The 1,101-nt window shown below is 60.7% G+C and carries 1 protein-coding gene; it reads right to left on the bottom strand.

Features of this window, described 5'->3' with window-relative positions; all coding sequences use genetic code 11:
* Positions 1–1,008 (bottom strand): RelA/SpoT family protein (locus tag AC097L_RS25815; protein ID WP_479589546.1); only part of this gene is annotated, 1,008 nt, incomplete at its 3' end.
* Between the last annotated feature and the right edge of the window lie 93 nt (positions 1,009–1,101).

Raw genomic sequence — 1,101 nt, forward strand, 5'->3', positions numbered from 1 at the left:
CGACTGGTAGCCGTTGAGCTTGGCAATCGCAATATGGTCCTTGAACTTGCCGGGTACCGGTTTGTAGAGCTGGTGCAACACCCCTAGTGCGGTGTAGCAGTCGATCACGCTCTGCACGATGACCCGAAAGCCGTAGATATCGGTCACCTGGGCAAAGGTAAGGTGCTTGTCATCCATCTTCTGGTAGATGGAAAACAGGGTTTTCTCGCGCCCGGCAATACGCACCTGCATACCGGTTTGTGCAAACACCGCCTCGACTTCCTGCTGCACTTTTTGCACCAGATCGCGCCGTCGGTTGCGGGCTTTGGCCACCGCTTTGGCCAGAATCGCGTAGCGCCAGGGCCGCAGATGGCGAAACGACAGGTCTTGCAGCTCGCGGTAGGTTTGGTTCAGCCCCAGGCGGTGGGCGATGGGGGCGTAAATGTCCAGGGTTTCCGAGGCAATCCGGGCCCATTTGGAGCGCGGCATGTCGCCCATGGTGCGCATATTGTGGGTGCGGTCGGCCAGCTTGATCAAAATCACCCGCACGTCGCGGGCCATGGCCAGCAGCATTTTGCGAAACGACTCGGCCTGGTTTTCTTCGCGGGTGTTGAACTGCAGCTTGTCGAGTTTGGTCAGGCCGTCCACCAGCTCGGCCACCGGCGCGCCAAAGCGCTCGATCAGCTCGGGCTTAGTTACGCCGCAGTCTTCCATTGCGTCGTGCAGCAGGGCGGCCATCAGCGCCTGGGCATCCAGCTTCCAGGCGGCGCACTGGGCGGCGACGGCAATCGGGTGGGTGATGTAGGGTTCGCCGCTGTTGCGCAACTGGCCCAGATGGGCCTCGTCGGCAAACCGGTAGGCCTGGCGCACCTGCTCCACGCTGGCGGCATCCAGGTAGTGCAGATTGGCCGTCAGGGCGGCAAAACTGGCGGCGGCAGCGTTGGCCGCTGCAGGGCTGGGCGTATGCCCGCCTTTTTTATGGGGAGGTTTGGGGGGCGAACCGTCGGCAGGAAAATGCTTGTCACTCATGGCTTGAATATAGCTTGCGCCTTGCGTCTGCCATGCGCGCAATAAAAAAGGCACCGCAAAATGGTGCCTTTTAAAGTGGGTTCAATCGGGTTT

It is taken from the genome of Rhodoferax sp. RT5P35 (genome assembly GCF_056521385.1).